Source organism: Caballeronia sp. SEWSISQ10-4 2 (genome assembly GCF_030464885.1).
Classification (GTDB): Bacteria; Pseudomonadota; Gammaproteobacteria; order Burkholderiales; family Burkholderiaceae; genus Caballeronia.
The window spans coordinates 18,893-34,161 of the sequence record NZ_JALPRJ010000083.1 but is presented as its reverse complement, the minus strand read 5'-3'; the positions used below and the strand labels follow the sequence as shown (position 1 = coordinate 34,161).

Sequence of the window (15,269 nt, the reverse complement as noted above, 5' to 3'; positions counted from 1 at the left end):
AACTTGCTGATTGTTGGGAGGCGTTTTCTTTGCTTCTGTTTCTTTTTCGCCGTTGGAAAAAGAAATGACGTGCCGCCACGCACAGTGGCTAATAGTGATAAAGAAAACATCCGACATATAACGACCGCAGGCCTAAGCAGCAGCAACCCAGCATCAACTCTGACCACTAACCCTGAAAACCCTCCGCACCCCCGTACCACCCAAGTCTTCAATCCGCAGCCAGACGTGCGATCGCGCGCTCCACGCCGCCGCGGCCGAATGGAACACCCTGCACGGTCATCGCAGCCTCGACACCAGCCAGGCATCCGAGAATCATCGCCGGGTTCATATCGCCGAGATGTCCGATGCGGAATGCGCGGCCCGCGAGCGCCCCGAGACCGCCGGCGATCGCGACTTCGAAGCGCTCGCGCGCGACGCCGCGTATGGCTTCCGGATCGATGCCCGCGCTCACCTCGATGGTCGTCACCGACACCGATCGTGCCGCAGGCACCTGGCAGAAGAAGCCCAATGTGCCCGCTTCGCTCCAGCATTCCACCGCAGCGTGCACCGCCTCGGCAATTCGCCGATGACGCTCGAGCACCTCGGTCATACCCTCGCGGAAGATCAACCCAAGCGACGCCTCCAAGCCAGCCAGCAGGCTTTGCGGCGGCGTACCGCAGAACTTGCGGTACGACAGCGGGCTTTGCCGCCGCTGCCAATCCCAGTAGAAACGCGGCGTCGTATTCCGGCGCGACACGTCCATGGCCGCCGCATCGACTGCGACGAACGCAAGACCGGGCGGCACCATCAACGCCTTCTGACTGGCGCCGACAACAACATTGATGCGCGTTGCATCCATCGCGAACGGCGCGGCTGCAAGCGACGCAACCACGTCGACCACGAACAGCGCAGGATGGTCGGCCCGGTCGATCGCCGCACGCAGCGCCGGCAGGTCGTTAGTGATGCCGCTGGCCGTGTCCGTGTGAACGATGAAGACCGCGACGATCTCGCGTTCCGCGTCGGCTCGAAGTGCGGCTTCGACATCCGCGGGATCGATCGGGCGGCCTTCAACCCAGGGCGTGCGAATCACGCGGCCGCCCATTGCCTCGGCCTGCAGCGCCCACGACTCCGAGAAGTGGCCAGTGCCCGCCACCAGCACTGCCTGACCCGGAGCGATCAGGTTCGCGATCACCGCCTCCCACGCACCGTGTCCGTTCGCAGCGTAAAGAAAGACGTCCGACTGCGCGGTCTGCAAAACGCGCTTCAGGCCGGTTTCGCAGGCAGCAATACAGCGATCCAGACGCGGGTCGGCCAGATCCATCGGCTGGCGGCTCATTGCGTGCAGGACTTCATCCGGCACGCGGCTAGGGCCCGGCGAATGCAGAAAGCGATGGCCGGGCAAACGTGTGGAGTCGTTCATGCGATGAGGATTCGAAACGGTTGATGGCCGCTAGCGTGTGGGTGCGCTCGAGTTTTGTCGTCAGTCAGTGTCATCGCGAGCCTGGCTAGTTGATGGTGAAAAGATTCTACAGGGCTGCGCTAGCGCACGCACTTTCGATTCGCATGGCTGGTGAAGCACCTCCCCACGCCGCCCTGCAAAGAAGCGCACAATTCTTATGCTATAAGTCGGGCGTTTCTATTCTCTCGAGATCACCTGGGACCATCGATATGGATACCGAGCATCTGAAGATCTTTGTCGAAGTCGTTCAGCAGGGCAGTTTTGCGGCGGCGGCCCGAAAATTCGATATCGACCCTTCCGCCGCCACGCGAGCAGTCACTTCACTTGAAAAGGACCTGGGACTCAGGCTGCTGGAACGCACCACGCGTCAGCTCGTACTTACTGAAGCGGGCAAGGTCTATCACGAGAATGCCTGCAAGATCCTGCAAGAGCTGCAGCAGGCCTCTGACGAAGCGCGCGACCTCGCAGGCAGTCCCGCGGGCGTCGTCCGGGTGACGACCTCGGTAACCTATGGGCACGCCGTTATCCTGAAGTTGTTGCCCGCGCTTCGCGAGGCTTACCCCGCGCTCGAAATCGATTTGCTGCTCACGGACTCGATTGTCGACCTGTTAGCTGAGCGAGTCGACGTAGCGCTGCGCCTTCGTCAGGATGGCGATACATCGCTGATCGGCACCCGGCTCGCAAAGATCCGTTATCACGTATGCGCGAGCCCCGAGTATCTGAAGCAGCACGGTAGCCCGCGTACGCCGGCCGAACTGGCGGAGCACGATTGCCTGCGGTGTTCCCTGCGCGGATATCGCACGCAGTGGCGGTTTCGCGATGCGACAGGCGCTGCAGTGCAAGCCGTTAATGTGGGCGGCTGGCTGGTCGTGTCCAATTCGCTGGCGCTGCACCGTTCGGCGCTGGATGGATTGGGCCCGGCGTTGTTGGCGGACTGGCTGGTACGGGACGACCTGGCATCGGGTCGACTGGTCGACCTGTTCCCCAATCACGAAACCACCCCTACCGACTTCGATAACTCGGTGTGGCTGCTTTATACATCGCGGTTCTACGTCCCCAAACGAGTCAGGGCATTTGTCGAGTTCATCAAGCAGCGGATAGGCGGCGTTGCGCCGGGTCTTGACGCACCCGCCGGGCTGACGGCCTTGCCGACGGATTCGGAGACGCTGCGGAGCGCCATGCTTCGCGATGCGCAATCGGCCACTTACTCTCTCGTCTGATCCGCTAGCACTCGCAAGACAGGCCCGGTGCGTACAAAGTCCGCGCCCCTGGTTCACTCTTGCATTTTTCACAATGCTCCCATGAAGCAAACGGCTGGTCGACAACTAGGCACGACAGTAAATTGACGGCTCCACAACCGGGAGCCGATCAATGAATCTCAAAGCCACTTTCAATGCACCCGCCGATGAACAGAAAACGAGTGCTGTCAAACAAGGCACCACGCCGAGCTTACCTAAAGGTCCAGCCCGCAAGCTGCGCGCTTCGGCCTTGGTCCTTGCCACGCTTTTGACGGGCGCTTTTAGCGCGACCCATGCATACGCAGGTAGCTCGGCGTTCACCGTATCGAGCCCCGACCTGGCATCAGGCACGTTCGACAAGAAGTTCACACTGAACGCGTTCGGCTGCACGGGCTCGAACGTGTCTCCGTCCATCAAGTGGTCAAACCTGCCGACTGGAACGAAGTCGCTTGCCTTACAGGTTCAGGACCGGGATGCGCCCGCAGGCAACAGCTTCTGGCATTGGACGGTGTACAACATCCCGGCGAGCGCGACCAGTCTGCCGCAAGGCGCCGGTAACGCTCCCAACACACTGCCTGCGCCTGCATTCAACGGTGCGAATGATTTCCTCAACACCGGCGCGACCGGGGGTAACGGCAACTACGGCGGCCCCTGTCCTCCCGCTGGCGATAAACCGCATCACTACGTATTCACCCTTTACGCTCTTGCCGTCGACAATGTCGAAGCCGCTAGCGGAATTCCCCAAACGGGTACCTCAGGACTTCATTCGTTCATCTTGAACAAGGGACTAGGCGACAAGCTGCTTGGAACCGCCAGCTTCACAGCGAGCTACGGGCGCTAAGCCGACCACGTTTAGTTAGCAAATGACTTGAATGTTCGCATCGTCCTGAACACAAACCTGGAATCCCGGGCGAATGCCCGGATTCCAGGAGACAAGGTCAATCATGAAAAAGTTGCGCGTTCTTTGCTTGCACGGATACCACGGCAGCGCCAGCGTTCTTCGCGATCAAATGAGCGCGCTCACTAGCGTGCTGGAACCCCTGGCGGAGTTTGTATTCGTCGATGCGCCCTCCAGGGCGAACGGAGATTTTGGCTGGTGGCACGCAGTCCAGGACATGCAGGGGTTTGACGCCGACCCTGGCGTAATCGTCTATAAAGGCTGGCGCAATACCTATGACTGGATGATTTCTCTGTTCAAAAACGAGGGACCCTTCGACGGCGTTTTTGGCTTCAGCCAAGGCGCAGCGCTAGCGGGCTTGCTTGTCGGCTTACGTTCGATGGACGGAAAGCCAAGCGAGCAAACACCGCTTGCGTTCGACTTCGCGATCATGGCCGGAGGCTTCCTTGCCAACGATCCGAGTCTGGCAAGGCTATACGAATCACCGGCGAGCTACGATCTTCCTTCGGTTCATATCATCGGCCGTTCGGACTCCGTCGTGCCAAGCCAACACTCTCGCATGCTTGCATCGAAGTTCGGTAAGCCGTTGATCCTCGAGCATGACGGAGGGCATGTCATTGCAGCCAGGCCGGAGATACGCCGGCAGCTTGCGTCATTCCTGAAGCAGCGGATGTAAAGCTACAAGTCCGCGTTACATTCGGTCGTTGCATGGCGTCATTGACTCGCGATACCTATTGCAACGGTCTCACTCAAGGGGCGAGCTTGGAGACCTCCTCCCCTCGCTAAGCCAAAAAACCCTTGCTAGCGCTTTTAAGATCGTGTCACAGAATCCGCGCCGCGAGCGGCCTTTCGATAAACATTAGGCGCCACGCCATGCCAGCGCTTAAAGGCCTGAGAAAATGTAGAGGAATCGCTAAAGCCCAGACGCAACGCAATGTCCGCCATGCTTAGCCGCCGGTCCTTGAGCAACTCCTCCGCCACCGCTCGACGCGACTCCATCAAAAGCGTTCTGAACGACGTACCCTCCTCCTTGAGCCGGCGCTTCAAGGTACGTTCACTCACGTTGATAATCCTGGCCATCGCGGCCAGATCCGGCAATGAGCTGCCGGGGACGCTGAGGTACTGCCGAACGATCGTCGAGGTCCCGGACCGTGCCTGCCGACGCTCGATAAGCTCCGCGCACATCTGCTCGCACATGGCCGCGGTGATCGGATTTGCGTGCGGCAGCCGCCGGTCCAGATACGCGAGATCGAACGACAAACTGTTCATCTTCGCGCCGTAATACGGAGTCGCTCCAAAGACCGTGCGTGGCGCGCCGCGACGGGGATTCTTGCGATTCGGCTCCGCCCTGAAGGTGAGACGCCCGATTTTGAAATCCGGGCCAGCGATTTCGGCGAGCAGGACCGCGGCTCCCGCCATGTCGCCCTCCACAAGAAATCGCGTCAGGTCACGCCCCAGATCCGGCTCGCCGAATGTCAGCACGCCGAGATTGCCTTCCTCGTGGTACGAGATCAACGTAAACGCAAACGTAAGCGGAATGAACCGCAGCGCGAGCGTCAAGGCATCTCTCATGGTTGCGCTGCTGATCAGCCCAAAACCCCAGACGCCATAAGCCGAGAAGTGATAGCGAAGTCCCAGATCGATTCCGAGTTGATCCGGTGCGCCAGTCAGCTTTAAGAGATTGCTGATGACCCGAAGCTCCTGAGCAGCCAATAGCTCGGTGTTCGGGTCATCGAGTTGTGTGAGCGCCACGCCGCTACCTTTAAGTAACTCGGCTAGCGAAAAGCCCTTGGCGAGCGCGTAGTCGACCAATAGCCGGGCGCGCGTGGGGCCGCGCTTAAAGTCCCAAAAACTCATCAGGAGATACCCCTACAGGACGAAATTTGGCCCAAATACTAAAATACCTGTCCCTTTGCGCCATTGGTGTATTCCCGTTGCAACCGCACTATGCATCCATCGGGGCTGATATTCAACGCAGCCGTAGAAGCGATGGGGACCGTTAGCAAGGGGCGTGTTTATGAAAAGCTTTGAAGGGAAAGTCGCTGCGGTCACGGGGGCGGGGTCGGGCATGGGTCGCACTCTGGCGATCGAGCTCGCTCGACGAGGTTGCCACCTTGCGTTGAGCGATATCAACGAGGCAGGGCTCGTCCAGACGATGAACGAATGTGTCGTGTATGGTGTGCGTGTCACGATACAACGGCTCGATGTCTCCGATCGCACCGCCGTTTTTTCGTGGGCGAAACAAGTCTTGAAAGATCATGGGCGCATTAACCTGATCTTCAACAACGCCGGAGTATCGCTTGCGGCCCCTGCCGAGACCGCCAGGATCGAAGACTTCGAATGGATCATGAGTATCAACTTCTGGGGCGTAGTGCATGGCACGCAGGCCTTCCTGCCGTATCTGCGCGCGTCGGGCGATGGGCACGTGATCAACACGTCGAGTCTGTTCGGCATTATCGCGATGCCCACCCAAGGCGCATACAATGCCAGCAAATTCGCAGTCCGCGGTTACACCGAGGCATTGCGCATGGAACTGGAAATGGAGGGCGTGTCTGTGAGTGCTACGTGTGTTCATCCCGGCGGTGTTGCGACCAACATCGCAACCGCGTCGCGGGTCGACGACAGCATCCAGGCGCTAACGGGACAGGACGCAGATGCGCATCGGCGGCAGGCTAATCGCTTGATCAACGCGACGAAGCCGGACGATGCAGCGCGCCAGATTCTTGCCGGCGTCCAGCGCAATGCGCGGCGCGTGCTGATAGGCAGCGACGCGCGGCGTGTCGATCGCATCTCGCGGCTGATGGGCTCGGCCTACCAGGTCTATGTGCTGCGCTTTCATCGCAAACTGCAGAAGCGTCGTGCGAACGTTTCGCATGCCGTCCGGCCGGCCCAGGCCGTTTCTTCCTCCGCCAAGGACATTGCATGACGCCGGCTACCCACGCAAGCGGCACTTCACCTTCGCCGCATGACAAGCAAGCTACGGCCACGCATGCCGATATCGACTACGACGTCCTGATTGTCGGAGCAGGTTTGTCCGGCGTGGCTGCGGCCCACCATCTGCGCGAGCGCTGCCCTTCAGCCCGATTCGCCATACTCGAAAGCCGTTCCACGATGGGAGGCACGTGGGACCTGTTCCGTTATCCCGGTGTGCGCTCCGACTCCGACATGTTCACGCTCGGCTACAGCTTTCGCCCATGGCATAGCGACAAATCCATATCCGACGGCCAGACTATCCTCGACTACATCAAGGACACGGCACAGGTATCCGGCATCGACAAGAGCATCAAGTTCGGTCACAAGGTAACCGGCGCGAACTGGGATTCAAAGGCCGCATGCTGGACGGTCCGCGTTCAGCGAACCGAAGGCAATATTGAAACTGAAGCGCGTTATACCTGCAAATTCCTCTACATGTGCAGCGGTTATTACGACTACGAGGAAGGTCACGCGCCGCGTTGGACCGATATGGAGAAGTTCAAAGGCCGCATCGTCCATCCGCAGCATTGGCCCGCCGACCTGAACTATGCGGACAAGCGCGTGATCGTGATCGGCAGCGGCGCTACTGCTGTCACCCTCGTACCGGCAATGGCGGACACGGCAAAACATGTAACGATGCTGCAGCGCTCACCCACCTACATTTTTTCGCTGCCTGCCCGCGACAAGATCGCAAACAGGATGCGCAAATGGTTACCGGCGACGCTTGCGCACCGGCTTATCCGCAGCAAGAACGTGCTGCTGACCATGTACCTGTACAACCGCGCGCGACGCAAGCCGGAAGAAACGAAACAGTTGCTCATCAGGGCGGCAGGCAGGCAGCTAGGCCCGCAGTTCGACGTCGACAAGCACATGACGCCCCGATACAACCCGTGGGACCAGCGCCTGTGTCTCGTGCCGAACGGAGACCTGTTCAAGGCAGTGCGAGCCGGCAAGGCGTCGATCGCCACCGACGAAATCGAAAGCTTCACCGAGACCGGTGTGCGGCTGCGAAGCGGTCAGCATCTCGACGCCGACCTGGTGATTACCGCCACCGGATTGAAGCTCAAGATGCTGGGTGGATCGGTGATTTCGATTGATGGACGCCAGATATCACTCGGCGATACAGTGTCGTATAAAGGCATGATGTATAGCGACGTGCCCAATCTCGCGTCGTCGTTCGGATATACCAATGCTTCCTGGACCCTGAAAGCCGAGTTGATCGCGCAGTATGTCTGCCGGCTCGTCAATCATATGAAGGCAAACGGTTATGACGTCTGCGTCCCGCGGCTGAGGGAAGACGAGATGGGCTCGCTGCCCGCGGTCGACCTCACGTCGGGCTACATCCAGCGGGCAGCGAACATCCTCCCCAAGCAAGGACTTCACAAGCCGTGGAAGTACCACCAGAACTATCTGCTCGATCTTGCCTCGCTCAAGTTCGGAACCTTGAACGACGGCGTCATGCAGTTCGAGCGACGCCCCCTTGCAACAATGAGGCTCAAGCGCGAAGCGCAAGAGCCCGCATAAAAACAAAGGTGAGTACGTGACAATCATTACCCTGTCCATCATCGCCGTTTGCGTCATCGCGATTGCCGGGCTCGTCGTTTTTTCGCTGCACGTTGCCCGCCGTGTCGATCAGGCGCTGCCTCCGCAAGGCCGGTTCATCGACATTGGTGCCGACCGTATTCACTATGTCGAATACGGCAATGGACCACCCATTGTCTTCGTTCACGGGTTGGGCGGACAGATGCGCAACTTTGCGTATCTGCACATGCAGGATCTCGCGCGGTCTCATCGGGTGATCCTCATCGACCGGCCAGGTTCGGGACATTCAACGCGAGGCGCGCACTCGTCGCCCAGCATCTCGGCGCAGGCGCGAACCGTGGCGATGTTTATCGATGCGATGGGACTGAACAAGCCAGTGCTGGTCGGACATTCCCTTGGCGGCGCTATCGCGCTGGCGGTCGGCCTGAATCATCCACGAAGCGTCAGCCGGCTGGCGTTGATTGCGCCGCTCACTCACATGGCCGATCCGGGCCGGGCTTTTAGCGGATTGCTGATCCGGTCCCCGCTGGTCCGGCGCGTGGTATCGGTCACGCTGGCCACTCCGCTCGGTATCAAGGGGAGTCGGGCCATCCTTGCGACCGTGTTCGGTCCCGATGCGGTCCCCAGGGATTTCGCAATGAAAGGGGGCGGCTTGCTCGGCTTGAGACCCCGCAGTTTCTACGCGGCGTCATCGGACATGATGGCGATCCAGGACGAACTTCCGGCAATGGAAAACCGGTATGCAGCCCTTCGCCTGCCCGTTGACGTGCTCTACGGCCGGGAAGACAGAATTCTGGATTGGCGGCATCATGGCGAGGCGCTCAAGCGAAAGCTGGATCACACTACGTTGCGATTGGTGGATGGCGGACATATGTTGCCGGTAACAGCCCCTGCCTTGACAATGGAATGGCTCCAGGCAATTGCAGCCGGACCGATTACGACACCTTCCCTGTAGCCACGGTTCGGCGGCGGCGCACGTGCATCGCTTCCTCCGTTCAACGCGCGGTCGAAGTAACACGATCGCTACACCCACGTTGAGCTTGCGGATGAAGACATGAAACCCGAACGACTCACTCGCGAGCAAGCCCGCGAGCAGACGCGCCAGCGACTGCTCGATGCTGCGCAGATCATTTTCATACAGAAGGGGTTTGTCGCGGGGAGTGTGGAAGAAATCGCGGAGGCCGCGGGTTATAGCCGCGGCGCGTTCTATTCGAACTTCCGCAGCAAGCAGGAACTGCTCCTTGAACTTCTCAAGCGCGATCACAAAGCCATGCAGGCGGGCCTGCATGGCATCATGGAGGAAGGCGCGACGCCCGAAGATATCGAAGACCGGGCTCTGCTCTTCTACAGCCATCTATACCGCAACAATAAGAACTTCCTGCTATGGGTCGAGGCGCAGTTGCTCGCGGCGCGCGATGCCAAGTTCCGTGTCATCTTCGCCGCCTTCCTGCGTGACAAGCTTGAGCAGTTGACTGCGTACATTCGCGAGTGTTCGGTGCGCACCGGTGTGTCGTTGCCCGCCGAGACACTTGCGCTCGGGTTAATGGCGTTGTGCGACGGCGTGCGCTTCTTCTATACGATCAATCCACAGGACGTGCCGGCGGAACTGGCGGAATCCGTGCTGGCGCACTTCTTCTCGCGGGTGGTGTTCGGGCGCGGCATGCAGGTCATTGAGCGCGCCTCGCCAGTTCCTCTCGCGGGTCCGTGATGAGTTGTCAGACCCCTGGTCTTCTGTCATGTATTCGGCACAGCCTCGCGCCGCCGGCGTTTTGTTCACGTAATGCGTTTGAGTAGCCGCAACATCAGCTCGAAGGTCTTGCCGTAAGGGGGATAAAAAAAACGGGCGCCATTCAGGCGAGCCTGGTAGAAAACCGGTTTCTCCTTACTGAATGTGCGAAAGCCCCATTCGCCGTGGTAAGCGCCAGTGCCGCTCGGGCCGACGCCGCCGAAGGGCTGCTCTTCCTGCGCCAGATGCCAGAGGCAGTCGTTGACCGTGACGCCACCGGAAATCGTTTCGCGCAACACCCGGTCGCGATTGGCGACGCTGCGGCCGAACCAGTACAGAGCAAGTGGTCTGTCGCCCTGGTTCACCATGGCAATCGCCTGGTCGAGCCCGTCGTATTCGACAATGGGCAGCAGCGGCCCAAAGACTTCCTCACGCATCAGGCGCGTGTTCGCGGCCGCACCGATCACCAGCGTAGGCGGAAACTTGCGTGTGCGCTCGTCGAAGCGCTCCGCAGCGGGATTGATTTCAATAATGCGCGCACCGCCGTCCCGCGCTTCCTGCACCATCGCAGTCAGCCGCTCCCGATGCCTCGTGCTGATAATGGCCGTGTAGTCGGGGTTGGAAATCAGCGTGGGATACAGGCGCGTGACAGCCGCCTTGAGACGGTCTGCGACGATGTCCGCCAGACCCGTTGGCACAAGAAGGTAATCCGGCGCAATGCAGGTCTGTCCGGCGTTCAGGAACTTGCCATAGGCAATGCTCGCCACTGCGGCAGCGATATCGCAAGAGGCATCGAGGATCGCCGGCGATTTCCCGCCGAGCTCCAGCGTGACCGGCGTAAGGTTCGCGGCAGCAACCAGCGCGACCTGTCGACCGACCTGGGTCGATCCGGTAAAAAACAGGTGATCGAACGGCAGACGGACAAAAGCCTGGCCTACCTCCATGCCGCCGTTCACGACGCTCAGTTCATCCGGTGCGAAGGAAGCGCGAACCAGGCGGTCCAGCAGCTCGGAGAAGTGGGGAGTCAGTTCCGACGGCTTGAGAAGAACCCGGTTGCCAGCGGCGAGGGCCGCGAGCGCTGGCCCCATCGATAGTTGAATCGCGTAGTTCCAAGGCGATACGATGCCGACCACGCCAAGCGGCTGCCGCAACAGACGGTTATAGCCGGGGCGGAAGTGCAGGCCGGTCGCAATTCGCTGCGGACTCATCCAGTGCTTCAGATGCTCACGTGCGTGCCGGATTCCAGCACGCACGATAAACAATTCGGCGAGCCGCGTTTCGTGAGCGGATCGGCCGCTGAAGTCGGTATCGATTGCACGCACGAAGTCGCTTTCATGATTCTCCGTCAACGCAAGCAGCCGGTTCAACCGGTCGATACGAACCTGCGCGGGTGGATTCGATTCCGCCGCGAACGCCTGGCGTTGTGCCTCGAAGCGTTGTTCCAGAAACGAAGGCGGGCTGACCTGCATGGTCTGTCTCCTGTGTCGGGATGACGCTAGCTTACCGGCTTCCATATGATAAGGCAGTGGCAACACGCGGCTGGCGACAGTCCGCTCTATCCGCGACGGCGGGCTTCGCCATCCCGTTGAGCGACCGCTTGCATGCCGGCCAGGGCGATCGTGGAATAGAGATCGGCGACTTCATCCAGGGGTCTGAGGCCCATCTGCATGACGTCGACCGCGCCGGACAGGGCTGCAAGCAGCATGCGCGTCACGATCTCGGCGACCGCTGCGTCCAGACCGGTCTCGGCGCAGATCATGGCTGACCAATCGGCGACCGCGATGCTAAGGATCTTGCTCGCGTAGTGTTCCAGCGGGCCCTCGCCATAAAGCAGGCGTCGCAATAGCGGGCCCCGCTCGGCGATTGTCGCGAGCCATAACCGCGTATTGACCCGCAATCGTTCTTCAAAGCTCGTGATCACGGGCAGCTCTTCATGGACGCGTTGCCTCATGACAGCGAATTCACGTTCGACGAGCGCGCCTATGAGATCGTCGCGGTTCGTGAAATATCGATAGCCGAGCCGCTTGTCGACGTTGGAGCGGGCCGCGACAGACTCCATCGTCACCGCTGACACACCGTTTTCGACGATGATCTCCGCCGCCATGTCGAGAAAGCGTCCACGCCGCTCTGCGCCGCTCAGGCGGCCGCGGGGCACGTGTGCGGCATCGGGCAAGGTCAGGCTGGTTTTCACGTCGGTTGCCATGGTTGAGTTTTATGAAGCAGGACATTATTGGGTCGTGGAAGAATAAGAGTCTACGTCAGTCGCGGACCGCGCTTGGCATATGCTCCAACGCTGCGCGCCACGTGCAGCCCGTTCCGCGGGAGCAAACTTCAAGGCATTTTCAAGCGACGGGACATGCAGCTCGCCAATACTCAGTAAAATCGATCCCGCACGAGCAAAGCCAACCTGCCGCCCATCCTGGATATCTCCTCGCTACTGTGACAACCACACTCGACCAACTACGTGCCGGACAGCTAACCGGGATCCAGCGACTGAAACTGGCCTGCGGCCTGACCGAATTTCCACGCGAGATTTTCGATCTGTCCGACACGCTGGAAATACTCGACCTGTCCGGCAATGCGCTTTCGTCGCTGCCCGATGATCTACCGAGGCTCAACAAGCTGCACACCATCTTCTGCTCCGACAACCAGTTCACCGAGCTGCCGGAAATCCTCGGAAAGTGCCCGCAATTGAGCATGGCGGGCTTCAAGGCAAACCGCATACGCAAGGTGTCCGGCAGGTCGTTGCCGCCCAGGTTGCGTTGGCTGATCCTGACCGACAATCAAGTTGAAGCCCTGCCACCAGAGATCGGCAACTGCACTCGACTACAGAAGCTGATGCTCGCCGGCAACCAGTTACGCGCGCTACCAGTGGAATTAGCCAACTGCTCTTGCCTCGAATTGATAAGACTCGCGGCTAATCAGCTTACCGAACTACCGGTCTGGTTAGCCTCTTTACCCCGGCTGTCGTGGCTGGCATACGCCGGCAATCCGTTCAGTGACAAGCTGGAAGCCAGGGCACTGACGGACACGCCCGTCACCGAAATTCAATGGCGCGCGCTGGATCTGCAGCATCGATTGGGCGAAGGCGCCTCCGGCGTGATCCATCGTGCAGAACATCGGACACATCGAACGACAGGCGACGACTCCCGGCCCGTCGCGGTCAAATTGTTCAAGGGCGCGGTGACCAGCGATGGTTTGCCGCACTGCGAGATGGCAGCTTGCATCGCGGCTGGCGAGCATCCGAATCTGATTCCGGTGCTCGGCAAGGTGAAGAATCATCCAACGGGCGTCAATGGTCTTGTGATGGAACTCATCGATCCGCAGCTCAGGAATCTGGCCGGCCCGCCCAGCATGGAGTCCTGTACGCGTGATATCTACGACGTCGATATCCGCTTCGACCTGACTTCCGCGTTGAGCGTTGCACATGGGATCGCGTCAGCCGCCTGGCATTTGCACGAGCAAGGCATCATGCATGGCGACCTGTATGCCCATAACATCCTGCATTGCGGCCAGGGTCGGGCGCTAATGGGAGATTTCGGCGCGGCATCGTTCTATGCTCCCGACGATCAAGCGCTTGGCCCTGCACTCCAGCGCCTGGAAGTAAGAGCCTTTGGTTGCCTGCTTGAAGAATTGATCGAGCGATGCGATCTGCAGAGGTCGGAGCAAAGCAGCATGGCGACGCTTGTGAGCCTGAAAAATAGCTGCCTGAGCGAACAAGCTGACCGCAGGCCCCTGTTCGGGGAGATCGTGGATACCTTGTCGGCGCTGCGAGGTTCGCGGTGGGATGGGGAAAGTTCGGCTTAGATTTGGCCGCTTTAAAACGTATACTCGTCCTCCCGTTCCCGTACCGAGAGAAATCGTGCCAGTCATTACCTGCATCGAGGATTTGCGTGTGCTCGCACAGCGGCGTGTGCCGCGCATGTTCTACGATTACGCCGATAGCGGCTCGTGGACCGAGAGTACCTACCGGGCCAATGAAAGCGACTTCCAGCGCATCAAGCTGCGCCAGCGCGTAGCGGTCAACATGGCTGGCCGCAGCACGCGCACGGAGATGGTGGGTCATGACATCGCCATGCCGGTAGCGCTTGCACCTACGGGATTGACCGGCATGCAACATGCCGACGGCGAGATCCTCGCGGCGCGCGCGGCGGAGAAGTTCGGCGTCCCGTTCACCTTGTCCACCATGAGCATCTGCTCGATCGAGGACGTGGCGGCACACACGACCAAACCCTTCTGGTTCCAGCTCTACATGATGCGCGACCGCGATTTCATCGTGCGGCTGATCGAGCGCGCCCGGGCGGCGAACTGCAGCGCCCTGATGCTTACGCTCGACCTGCAGATCCTCGGTCAGCGCCACAAGGACATCAAGAACGGGCTATCGGCGCCGCCGAAACTGACGCTCCCGAACCTCATGAACCTCGCGACCAAACCACGCTGGTGCCGCGGCATGCTGGGCACGCAGCGGCGTACTTTCGGCAACATCGTCGGTCATGCAAAGGGCGTGGGCGACCTGTCGTCCCTGAGCTCATGGACCGCCGAGCAATTCGATCCGGCCTTGAGCTGGGCCGATGTCGAGTGGGTCAAGAAGCTGTGGGGCGGCAAGCTCATCCTGAAGGGAATCATGGATCTGGAAGACGCACGCCTTGCCGCCAACAGCGGCGCCGACGCGATGATCGTCTCCAACCACGGTGGCCGCCAACTCGACGGTGCACCGTCGTCCATCTCGGCGCTTCCCGAGATTGCACGCGAGGTAGGGGATAGGATCGAAGTGTGGGTGGATGGCGGCATCCGCAGCGGACAGGACGTGCTGAAGGCTGTCGCGCTCGGCGCGAAGGGAACGCTGATCGGCCGAAGTTTCCTGTACGGGCTAGGAGCGATGGGCGAGGCGGGTGTCGAGCGGTGCCTGCAGATCATCCACAAGGAACTCGACACCACGATGGCCTTTTGCGGGCACACCGATATCCGCCGCGTGACCGATCAGATCCTGTTGCCTGGGACTTTCTGAAAACGAGGAAGACCCTCAATGCCTGCTATGCACCGCCCAGGAATTGGCCGAGGCAATACTTTCCAACCACTCGGCAATGGCCGGGGATGGTCGGGTGTTTTTCAATGGTGATGCCTGACCGAGCGGATACGTGAATCAGGTTCGGAGCGAACGGCCGCGGAGCTGGATTGAGAAAGGCGAATAGCAGAAGAACGACCAGCCCTATCAAGCGGCGCGCCAGGCTTACTGTGCGGCGAAGCTGATTTTGATTCATCGGCGATCCTTCCTCGGCTATTGCATTCGACTGATTGCACGCTTCGAAGATGATACCGATCCATAAATCGGCTTTCTCGTATTTTATGAAACGCGGCGTAATCGGCTTGTCGATTACATAGCTTTGCTGGAAAACCCATTGCCACGGCGCGACGGCGGTGCCGACAATGGCGATTACGAGCAACAGACTCAAA

The 15,269-nt window shown here is 60.0% G+C and carries 13 protein-coding genes and 1 pseudogene; 9 read left to right on the top strand and 5 right to left on the bottom strand.

All coding sequences use genetic code 11. The features are described from left to right. Positions 1-208 precede the first annotated feature (208 nt). The gene (locus M0D69_RS36080; RefSeq protein ID WP_301786605.1) at positions 209-1,399 is read right to left on the bottom strand and encodes an alanine--glyoxylate aminotransferase family protein; all 1,191 of its coding nucleotides are present in this window, start codon (positions 1,397-1,399) and stop codon (positions 209-211) included. Between the two features lie 248 nt (positions 1,400-1,647). Here M0D69_RS36080 and M0D69_RS36075 point away from each other — a divergent pair, with 248 nt between their 5' ends. The 3 genes from M0D69_RS36075 to M0D69_RS36065 all read left to right on the top strand — a co-directional run bounded on the left by M0D69_RS36075 (position 1,648) and on the right by M0D69_RS36065 (position 4,250). Beyond that, complete coding sequence (locus tag M0D69_RS36075; protein WP_301786604.1) at positions 1,648-2,658, top strand: LysR family transcriptional regulator; 1,011 nt, start codon at positions 1,648-1,650, stop codon at positions 2,656-2,658. A gap of 151 nt (positions 2,659-2,809) precedes the next feature. Next, complete coding sequence (locus M0D69_RS36070; protein ID WP_301786603.1) at positions 2,810-3,517, top strand: YbhB/YbcL family Raf kinase inhibitor-like protein; 708 nt, start codon at positions 2,810-2,812, stop codon at positions 3,515-3,517. A 103-nt stretch (positions 3,518-3,620) separates the two neighbouring features. Then, the gene (locus tag M0D69_RS36065; RefSeq protein ID WP_301786602.1) at positions 3,621-4,250 is read left to right on the top strand and encodes a hypothetical protein; all 630 of its coding nucleotides are present in this window, start codon (positions 3,621-3,623) and stop codon (positions 4,248-4,250) included. A 134-nt stretch (positions 4,251-4,384) separates the two neighbouring features. On the opposite strand, the gene M0D69_RS36060 is transcribed toward M0D69_RS36065, so the two are convergent. Beyond that, entirely contained in the window at positions 4,385-5,431 is a 1,047-nt protein-coding gene (locus M0D69_RS36060) for an AraC family transcriptional regulator (RefSeq protein ID WP_301786601.1), read from the bottom strand. 160 nt (positions 5,432-5,591) lie between these two features. On the opposite strand from M0D69_RS36060, the gene M0D69_RS36055 reads away from it, so the two are divergent. From M0D69_RS36055 to M0D69_RS36040, 4 genes are all read left to right on the top strand, one after another. Beyond that, positions 5,592-6,500 carry an SDR family oxidoreductase gene (locus tag M0D69_RS36055; protein WP_301786600.1) on the top strand — a complete coding sequence of 303 codons (909 nt, stop codon included), beginning with the start codon at positions 5,592-5,594 and terminating at the stop codon, positions 6,498-6,500. Next, a complete protein-coding gene (locus tag M0D69_RS36050; RefSeq protein ID WP_301786599.1) occupies positions 6,497-8,071 on the top strand; it encodes an NAD(P)/FAD-dependent oxidoreductase in 1,575 nt (524 codons plus the stop codon). Before M0D69_RS36055 ends, M0D69_RS36050 begins: the two co-directional genes overlap by 4 nt. A gap of 25 nt (positions 8,072-8,096) precedes the next feature. Continuing rightward, complete coding sequence (locus M0D69_RS36045) at positions 8,097-9,044, top strand: alpha/beta fold hydrolase (RefSeq protein WP_301786609.1); 948 nt, start codon at positions 8,097-8,099, stop codon at positions 9,042-9,044. Positions 9,045-9,143: 99 nt separating this feature from the next. Further along, positions 9,144-9,797, top strand: a complete 654-nt coding sequence (locus tag M0D69_RS36040; protein ID WP_301786598.1) for a TetR/AcrR family transcriptional regulator — start codon at positions 9,144-9,146, stop codon at positions 9,795-9,797. Between the two features lie 65 nt (positions 9,798-9,862). On the opposite strand, the gene M0D69_RS36035 is transcribed toward M0D69_RS36040, so the two are convergent. Together M0D69_RS36035 and M0D69_RS36030 are read right to left on the bottom strand one after the other, a co-directional pair. Then, positions 9,863-11,284, bottom strand: coding sequence for a coniferyl aldehyde dehydrogenase (locus tag M0D69_RS36035; protein ID WP_301786597.1), 1,422 nt, complete (start codon positions 11,282-11,284; stop codon positions 9,863-9,865). An 86-nt stretch (positions 11,285-11,370) separates the two neighbouring features. Then, positions 11,371-12,018: a TetR/AcrR family transcriptional regulator gene (locus M0D69_RS36030; protein WP_301786596.1), complete on the bottom strand. Its 648-nt coding sequence runs from the start codon at positions 12,016-12,018 to the stop codon at positions 11,371-11,373. 236 nt (positions 12,019-12,254) lie between these two features. Here M0D69_RS36030 and M0D69_RS36025 point away from each other — a divergent pair, with 236 nt between their 5' ends. Both M0D69_RS36025 and M0D69_RS36020 read left to right on the top strand, forming a co-directional pair. Beyond that, a complete protein-coding gene (locus M0D69_RS36025; protein WP_301786608.1) occupies positions 12,255-13,622 on the top strand; it encodes a leucine-rich repeat-containing protein kinase family protein in 1,368 nt (455 codons plus the stop codon). A 55-nt stretch (positions 13,623-13,677) separates the two neighbouring features. Continuing rightward, positions 13,678-14,823, top strand: coding sequence for an alpha-hydroxy acid oxidase (locus tag M0D69_RS36020; protein ID WP_301786595.1), 1,146 nt, complete (start codon positions 13,678-13,680; stop codon positions 14,821-14,823). A gap of 298 nt (positions 14,824-15,121) precedes the next feature. On the opposite strand, the pseudogene M0D69_RS43930 reads toward M0D69_RS36020, so the two are convergent. After that, positions 15,122-15,268 (bottom strand): annotated as a pseudogene (locus M0D69_RS43930) (divalent metal cation transporter); the annotation flags it as partial. Position 15,269: the final 1 nt, after the last annotated feature.

Coding starts and splice junctions, on each gene's coding strand:
- M0D69_RS36040 (WP_301786598.1), top strand. CDS start 9,144: ATGAAACCCGAACGACTCACTCGCGAGCAAGCCCGCGAGCAGACGCGC.
- M0D69_RS36055 (WP_301786600.1), top strand. CDS start 5,592: ATGAAAAGCTTTGAAGGGAAAGTCGCTGCGGTCACGGGGGCGGGGTCG.
- M0D69_RS36080 (WP_301786605.1), bottom strand. CDS start 1,399: ATGAACGACTCCACACGTTTGCCCGGCCATCGCTTTCTGCATTCGCCG.
- M0D69_RS36070 (WP_301786603.1), top strand. CDS start 2,810: ATGAATCTCAAAGCCACTTTCAATGCACCCGCCGATGAACAGAAAACG.
- M0D69_RS36030 (WP_301786596.1), bottom strand. CDS start 12,018: ATGGCAACCGACGTGAAAACCAGCCTGACCTTGCCCGATGCCGCACAC.
- M0D69_RS36050 (WP_301786599.1), top strand. CDS start 6,497: ATGACGCCGGCTACCCACGCAAGCGGCACTTCACCTTCGCCGCATGAC.
- M0D69_RS36060 (WP_301786601.1), bottom strand. CDS start 5,431: ATGAGTTTTTGGGACTTTAAGCGCGGCCCCACGCGCGCCCGGCTATTG.
- M0D69_RS36035 (WP_301786597.1), bottom strand. CDS start 11,284: ATGCAGGTCAGCCCGCCTTCGTTTCTGGAACAACGCTTCGAGGCACAA.
- M0D69_RS36075 (WP_301786604.1), top strand. CDS start 1,648: ATGGATACCGAGCATCTGAAGATCTTTGTCGAAGTCGTTCAGCAGGGC.
- M0D69_RS36065 (WP_301786602.1), top strand. CDS start 3,621: ATGAAAAAGTTGCGCGTTCTTTGCTTGCACGGATACCACGGCAGCGCC.